The organism is Rhizobium sp. SG_E_25_P2 (genome assembly GCF_029892285.1).
Taxonomy (GTDB): domain Bacteria; phylum Pseudomonadota; class Alphaproteobacteria; order Rhizobiales; family Rhizobiaceae; genus Rhizobium_E.
Genome location: NZ_JARXVM010000024.1, coordinates 84788 through 91320, shown reverse-complemented (window position 1 = coordinate 91320; position 6533 = coordinate 84788). Strand labels below are relative to the sequence as shown.

The following is a 6533-nucleotide window of genomic DNA, read 5'->3' as shown; positions in this document are numbered from 1 at the left end:
CATGCCAGCCCTTGTCGCATGCCGCTTCAACCCGGACCTCAGCGCCAAATACGAACAGCTCAAAGCCGCCGGAAAACAACCAAAACTCGCCATTATCGCCATCATGCGAAAGCTCATCGTGCTCGCAAACGCACTGCTGCGAAAAAACCAGAAATGGGTCCCAAAGATGGCTTGACCAAAACGGATACTCTAACAATGGCGGATGGGGTCAGGCGCGCCGGGTCCCGCCGCCAAACAACACATAGCCGAGCGCTGCGGCGATAAGGCCAAGATTGAAGCCGGCAACCACGAGCAGCGCCGTGAAAATCGACGCGCCGTAGACCACGACGCCGGCGATCGCCACGACGGAAATCAGGAAGGCGACGAGGATCACGGCGACGGCCGAGCGCAACAGCGCTGAGAACAGGCCCGTCAGTGTCGACGTCGTTAAAATCATTGTCGCCCCTCTCGCGGATTGGTGGGCGCAGCCTGCCAGACATCGCGCAAAATTCGCTTATCCGAACGCCTAAACTTTTATCGATCGCCAAAAACGGGGCGCTGTTGCCCCGCCTGGCGCTCGCCGGTCGCTGAAATTTGAGCTTTTGACGGCCAGGACACAAGGCGTTTGCGGCCGCCAGCCCATAGCCGGTTGAAAGCGAAGCGCTTTTTCTCACATCCGCGCGCGGCGTCTCCGGTGATGGCGGTGGATCGTTTCGGGCGAATCGGCGCAAACAGCGCCGAAACAGCGAGAGGGCGCGGTCTCCCGCGCCCTCTGATCTGGCCAACGATGTTCGAGCGTCAGCTTTGCATCGCGCCCGGGCCGGGCTCGGCGCCCGGCGGGCATTTGCCGAGAATGATCATGCCGAGCACTTCGTCCTTGGTCACATCCTCGGTGCGGGCATGACCCACCACGCGGCCGTTCTTCATCACCGCCACGCGGTCGGCGAGGTCGAAGACGTCGTGGATGTCGTGGCTGATCAGGAAAATGCCGATGCCATCCTTCTTGAGCTCCTTGATGAGCTCGCCGACCTGCGCTGTTTCCTGGGGCCCGAGCGCCGCAGTGGGCTCGTCCATGATCAGGATGCGCGCGTTGAACATGATGGCGCGGGCAATGGCCACTGACTGGCGCTGGCCGCCCGAAAGCGCCTTCACCGGCTCCTTGAAACGGCGGAAATTGGGGTTCAGCCGCCCCATGACCCGGCGGGCCTCCGCTTCCATCGCCACGTCGTCGAGCGTGCCCCATTTGGTGAGGATCTCGCGGCCGAGGAACAGATTGGCGGCGGCGTCGACATTGTCGGCGAGACCGAGCGTCTGATAGATCGTCTCGATGCCCACCGCCTTGGCGTCGCGCGGGTTCTGGATGTCGACCTTCTCGCCATTGATGAAGATCTCGCCGTGATCGCGCTTATAGGCGCCTGACAGCATCTTGATGAGGGTGGACTTGCCCGCGCCGTTATGGCCGAGCAGCGCCACGACCTCGCCGGGGAACAGATCGACCGAGGCGTGGTCGACGGCCCTGATGCCGCCGAAGGCGATGGAGATGTCCTTCATCTCCACGAGAGGCGTACCCGCCGGCTTTTGATAGATACCCATGACGGATCCTCCCTTACTTGGCGTGGCGGCGATAGACAGTGTCGACATAGACGGCCAGGACCAGCACGCCGCCGACGACCATGTTCTGGATGGCGGCGTCGAAGCCGACCAGAACCATGCCCGAATAGAGCGACTGCATGACCAGAGCGCCGATCATTGCGCCATAGATGGTGCCGGAGCCGCCGGCGAGCGACGTGCCGCCGATAACCGCCGCGGCGATGACATAGAGTTCGTCATTGCGGCCGAGATCGGCGGTGGCGGCCTTGAGGCGCGCCGACGATATGGCGGCGGCGATACCGACGAGGAAACCCATCAGCGTGAAGATGAGCATGGTCAACCGGCGGGTGTTGATGCCCGCGAGGTCCGCCGCCTCCGGATTGCCGCCCATGGCGAAGACATAGCGGCCGAACTTGGTGCGCGTGGTCATGAAGGTCATGGCGAGCACCACGGCGAGCGCGATGAGAACCGGAATGGCCCAGCCATGGCCGACGACCAGCGTCGCCGGATCGAGATTATGGGCCGCGGCATATTGCTTGATGATGCCCTTCGGCCAGGGATAGGAATTCATCACATAGGTCGCGGCGAGGATGACCAGCATCGAGACGCCGCCGATGAAGAATTCCGCCCAGGTGGGACGCATGGGGAAGCCGAAGCGGGCGCGCTGCTTACGGGCGCCCGTCAGCATCCAGGCGACGCCGACGCAGGCGACCACGGCCACGACCCAGCTCGCCGTCGTGCCGATCGAGCCATAGGGGCCGCCGCCGATCAGCGAGAAATTTTCATCGATCGGCGCGATGGTTTCGCCGCGCGCCACCAGCCAGGCCGCGCCGCGCCACACCAACAGGCCGCCCAGGGTGACGATGAAGGAGGGAATTTCGAGATAGGCGATCAGATAGCCCTGGAAGGTGCCGATGATCGAGCCGACGATGAGGCCAAAGATCACCGTGATGATCCAGATGGCGGGATGGCCGATGCCGAGCCAGTTTGGCAGCACCCAGACCTGAAGCACCGCCATCATCATGGCGGTAACGCCAAGCATGGCGCCGACCGACAGATCGATATGGCGAGTGACGATGATCAGCACCATGCCGGTCGCCATGACCGTGATGGCGGCGGTCTGGACCGACAGATTCCACAGATTGCGCGCGGTCAGAAAGTTGCCGGCGCCATTGGCATAGGCGCCATAGACGTGAAAACCGATCCAGATCAGCAGCAGCGCGCCGATCATGCCGATCATGCGCGTGTCGATTTCGGTGGCGCGCAGGAATGTTTTGAAAGGTCCTTCCTGCTGTAGCGCAGGACCTGTGGTGGATTGCACCTGGCTCATAATTTGCTCCCTGTTCCCGCCCGCTTATGAGTTGGCCCAGGCAGGGCCCTTATCCGGGGAAACGCGCTCTCGTGATGGGCCGCTGGCATTTGCGTGTGCGGCGAGGAGCGCAGCCGCATGGGTTGCGTTCTGTTCTCTTGAAAACGCGCCGCCCCGAGGGGCGACGCGCGATTGTGCGGAAATGGACTGCTTATTTGCAGACCGCGACGGAACCAGCCTTCACGCCAGCGCAGACGGTGGCGGCGTCAACCCAGCCCGCGTCGATGACGAGGTTGAGGTTGTCCTTGGTGATCGGGGTCGGGTTCAGAAGAACCGCGTTCATCTCGACCTTGCGAGCGCCGTCCTTGAACTTGGCGACGTTCGGCACGTCTTCCATGGACTTGCCATCGGCGAGCATGAGAGCGGCTTCGGCGGCGAGCTTGCCGAGAGCGCGGGAGTCCTTCCAGATCGACACGAGCTGAGTGCCCTGAGCGACGCGGTTCAGAGCGGCCTTGTCGCCGTCCTGGCCGGTGACCGGAACAGCGCCAGCCAGACCCTGGGCCTGGAGAGCGGCGACGACGCCGCCGGCCATGCCGTCGTTTTCAGACAGAACCGCGTCGACATTGTTGTCATTGGCGGTCAGGATCTGCTCCATGTTCTTCTGGGCGTTTTCCGGCTTCCAGCCATCCGACGAGGCTTCGCCGACGATCTTGATCTTGCCGCCGTCGATATTCGCCTTCAGCACTTCCATCATGCCGTTGTAGAGGAAGGTGGCGTTCGGATCGCCCGGGTCGCCCTTGATGACGGCGAAGTTGCCGCTATCCTTGACCTTGAGCATTTCCTTGGCCATCAGGCGGCCGACGCCGACATTGTCGAAGGTCATGTAGAGAACCGAGGGATGCTCGATCTGCACGTCGTAGGCGATCATCGGAACGCCTTCGGAGGCGGCCTTTTCAACGGCCGGCATGATGGCTTCGGAATCGTAGGGAACGATCAGCAGCACATCGGCGCCCTGGGACATCAGCGATTCGATGTCGGTCAGCTGCTTGGCGGCAGAGCCCTGCGCGTCGGCAGAGATGTACTTGTCGCCATTGTCCTCGACGATTTTCTTGATGACGGCTTCGTCCGTCTTCCAGCGTTCTTCCTGGAAAATCTTCCAGGACACGGCGACGGTCTTGCCGGCGGCCATGACCGGGCCGGCGACGGACATGGCAAAGACTGCGCTGGCGAGCGCAACTGCAAACTTCTTCATATTGTCCTCCCGATGCGTATCGCATCAACCGATTGCAGCCGATCCGGTTCTTCTCCTAATCCCCAGACCGACCGTTGCGAACCCTATTTTTTCGAGGGTCGAAAAAAAGAGTGACTCACATCTTCGCCTGTGTCAAGATGTATTTCAAATCGATTAAGCGTTGCATTGCACTGTGATTTTGCTAGCGCATGATCGGTTTTACCAGTGGGAGGAGCTGGTTTCATGTCTATCATCGTGCGCCAGGACGACGTCCGGCGGCAAAATCAATTTGGCGTTCTCATGGCGCTCAGGCGCCATGGCCCAATGTCCCGCACAGAACTGAGTGCGGAGACAGGCCTTTCCGCGTCCACCGTCACCGTGATCACCAACAGCCTGATGGAGCGTGGCGCCCTGTCGGCGGATCCGATTGCGGAAGCCGGAGCGCAAAGGCGGGGCCGACCGCAGGTTTCGGTGCGCCCTCGCCCGGCGCACGCCACAATCGCCGTAGTGTTCGTCGGCCTCAACACCATCCAGACGGCGCTTGCCGATTACAGCGGCCAGGTGTTTGCCTTCGAGACGCGGTCTATCGCCACCAAGCGCATGACAGCGGAGGCGCTCGGCAAAGAAGTCTCGGGCTTGCTGGGCGAGATGCTGGAGAAATATGCGCGTGACGCCGGTCCATTGCTGCGGATCTCGGCGGCGGTGGAAGGCATCGTCGACGCCGACCGCAAGACGCTTCTGTCATCGCCGGTCATCGATCTCATCAATGTCCCACTGGGGCACTATCTCGAGGACCGTTTCGGCGTCGAAGTCGAGATTTCCAACGAGAGCAACATGATCGCCGAAGCGCTGCACTGGCGCGCGCCCGAGCGCTACGGCGCCAATTTCGCCACCGTGCTGCTGTCGACCGGCGTCGGCATGGGGCTATACATGGATGGGCGGATGTTTTCGGGCGTCCGCTCCTCGGCGGTGGAATTCGGGCACACCAATTTCCGGCCCGATGGCGCGCTGTGCCGCTGCGGACGACGCGGCTGCATCGAGGCCTATGCCGGCACCTATTCGCTCTGGCGCGCGGTGCGCGGCGTGCCCGAAACGCAGCTTCTGGAAGAAGATCCGCCAGAGGACGCGCTGCAAACGTTGATCTCGGCCGCGCGCGCCGGCGAAGGACCGGAACGACAGGCGTTTCGCGAAGCCGGTAAGGCGATCGGCACGGGCCTTTCCAATGTCTTCACGCTGTTCGACCCGATCCCGCTGGTGTTCACCGGGCCGGGCATCGCCGCGATGGAATTCATGGAGGACAGCATTCACGAGGCGTTGTCGCGCGCCTGCTTCGGCCAACCGGTGCCGATCAGCGTGGTCGACAGCTATCTCGATTATCGCTCGCTGATCCGCGAGGGCTGCCTGATGCGGGCGCTGGTGTTTCTCGACGAAAGCCTGCCGGACCAGGGAGAGACGCGCGAACGGCGCGAGGCGCCGCAGCCGCAGGCCTCTTCCGCCCTCTGAACTTGCGAGCAGCGCCCGCCTCCGGCCAAAGCACAAAAACAAAAAAAGGCCAGGTTCTTCACCTGACCTTCCCTGGCATCAAACGATCGACAGCGCCAGTACATCCGTGGTCGCCGGATCGTTCGATGCAATTCCTGTAACCGTCTGTAATGACAGTTTCACAACAACTTGATTTATAAATGGTTAATCAGGAGAAAATTACAAGGGGAAAGCGGTTTTTTTATTGGCGGGCATCTCGACAGGGCGTTTTCGTTGGGTCGCCGGATGGCTCTCTTTCATTCGAATCGATCAAGATGGATCGATCGCGCTGACGACTTTGGCCACGATTTCATCCATCGTCGCGCTATCCAGCGTCTCGATATAACGGGCGCGTTTCGCATTGACTCGGGCGACCAGGTCAAAACTGCGAACCTGATTACAGATTGCCACGCCTGTGGTCTGGTGGCCGGAAATATTGACTGCCAGCCCGACGCGCCGCGTGAACAAGCCTCCCGTCGTGATGGGCACGAGCATACAGACGCCAAGCGCATTGACTTCCTTCGGCGTGATGACGACGCATCGATGCTCATCCCGCATCTCACTGCCCATGACGGGGTTGAGATCAACAAGATAGACATCGCCCCGTTTGGGAATTTGGCTACGAACCATCATAGCAGTTCATCGCCCATGCGTTGATCGTCCTCCAGCCAGGCGCCGCCATCTTTGTCAAGCACTGTTAACTCTTCGGCTCCTTCAAGAAGTTCAGCGAGCGTATAGCGCTTCTTTGCTGGTTGAACGGGCCGCGCAATCAGTTCGCCATTGTCGACGGACAACGACAACTGCGCGCCGACCTCCAGATCGAGGATTTTCAAAAGCGCTGGCGGAATGGTGATGACGGCAGCGCCGCCCTGTCGCCTGATCTTGGTCGAAATGGTCATGTTG

Annotated in this window: 7 protein-coding genes and 1 pseudogene; 2 read left to right on the top strand and 6 right to left on the bottom strand. The window is 61.3% G+C overall.

The annotated features are described in order from the left end of the window. Window positions 1-175: pseudogene (locus M2360_RS24695) on the top strand (IS110 family transposase); the annotation flags it as partial. Between the two features lie 33 nt (window positions 176-208). Here the strand turns inward: M2360_RS24695 and M2360_RS24690 are convergent. The 4 genes from M2360_RS24690 to M2360_RS24675 all read right to left on the bottom strand — a co-directional run bounded on the left by M2360_RS24690 (window position 209) and on the right by M2360_RS24675 (window position 4088). Next, window positions 209-436 (bottom strand): hypothetical protein, encoded by a 228-nt coding sequence (locus M2360_RS24690; RefSeq protein ID WP_263823995.1) that lies wholly within the window; start codon window positions 434-436, stop codon window positions 209-211. A 341-nt stretch (window positions 437-777) separates the two neighbouring features. Beyond that, the gene (locus M2360_RS24685; RefSeq protein ID WP_263823994.1) at window positions 778-1572 is read right to left on the bottom strand and encodes an ATP-binding cassette domain-containing protein; all 795 of its coding nucleotides are present in this window, start codon (window positions 1570-1572) and stop codon (window positions 778-780) included. A 13-nt stretch (window positions 1573-1585) separates the two neighbouring features. Then, window positions 1586-2899: a sugar ABC transporter permease gene (locus M2360_RS24680; protein WP_263823993.1), complete on the bottom strand. Its 1314-nt coding sequence runs from the start codon at window positions 2897-2899 to the stop codon at window positions 1586-1588. A gap of 190 nt (window positions 2900-3089) precedes the next feature. Then, on the bottom strand, window positions 3090-4088 hold the full coding sequence (locus M2360_RS24675) for a substrate-binding domain-containing protein (RefSeq protein ID WP_263824028.1): 999 nt from the start codon (window positions 4086-4088) through the stop codon (window positions 3090-3092). 264 nt (window positions 4089-4352) lie between these two features. On the opposite strand from M2360_RS24675, the gene M2360_RS24670 reads away from it, so the two are divergent. Beyond that, window positions 4353-5612: an ROK family transcriptional regulator gene (locus M2360_RS24670; RefSeq protein WP_280778051.1), complete on the top strand. Its 1260-nt coding sequence runs from the start codon at window positions 4353-4355 to the stop codon at window positions 5610-5612. A 288-nt stretch (window positions 5613-5900) separates the two neighbouring features. Here M2360_RS24670 and M2360_RS24665 read toward each other — a convergent pair whose 3' ends face one another. Both M2360_RS24665 and M2360_RS24660 read right to left on the bottom strand, forming a co-directional pair. Further along, on the bottom strand, window positions 5901-6263 hold the full coding sequence (locus M2360_RS24665) for a type II toxin-antitoxin system PemK/MazF family toxin (protein WP_280778050.1): 363 nt from the start codon (window positions 6261-6263) through the stop codon (window positions 5901-5903). Then, the gene (locus M2360_RS24660; protein ID WP_280778049.1) at window positions 6260-6529 is read right to left on the bottom strand and encodes an AbrB/MazE/SpoVT family DNA-binding domain-containing protein; all 270 of its coding nucleotides are present in this window, start codon (window positions 6527-6529) and stop codon (window positions 6260-6262) included. Before M2360_RS24660 ends, M2360_RS24665 begins: the two co-directional genes overlap by 4 nt. Window positions 6530-6533 lie beyond the last annotated feature (4 nt).

Excerpts from the sequence above, each read along its gene's own strand:
- M2360_RS24665 (WP_280778050.1), bottom strand. The coding sequence starts at position 6,263 with ATGATGGTTCGTAGCCAAATTCCCAAACGGGGCGATGTCTATCTTGTT.
- M2360_RS24690 (WP_263823995.1), bottom strand. The coding sequence starts at position 436 with ATGATTTTAACGACGTCGACACTGACGGGCCTGTTCTCAGCGCTGTTG.
- M2360_RS24685 (WP_263823994.1), bottom strand. The coding sequence starts at position 1,572 with ATGGGTATCTATCAAAAGCCGGCGGGTACGCCTCTCGTGGAGATGAAG.
- M2360_RS24675 (WP_263824028.1), bottom strand. The coding sequence starts at position 4,088 with ATGTCCGTCGCCGGCCCGGTCATGGCCGCCGGCAAGACCGTCGCCGTG.
- M2360_RS24670 (WP_280778051.1), top strand. The coding sequence starts at position 4,353 with ATGTCTATCATCGTGCGCCAGGACGACGTCCGGCGGCAAAATCAATTT.
- M2360_RS24660 (WP_280778049.1), bottom strand. The coding sequence starts at position 6,529 with ATGACCATTTCGACCAAGATCAGGCGACAGGGCGGCGCTGCCGTCATC.
- M2360_RS24680 (WP_263823993.1), bottom strand. The coding sequence starts at position 2,899 with ATGAGCCAGGTGCAATCCACCACAGGTCCTGCGCTACAGCAGGAAGGA.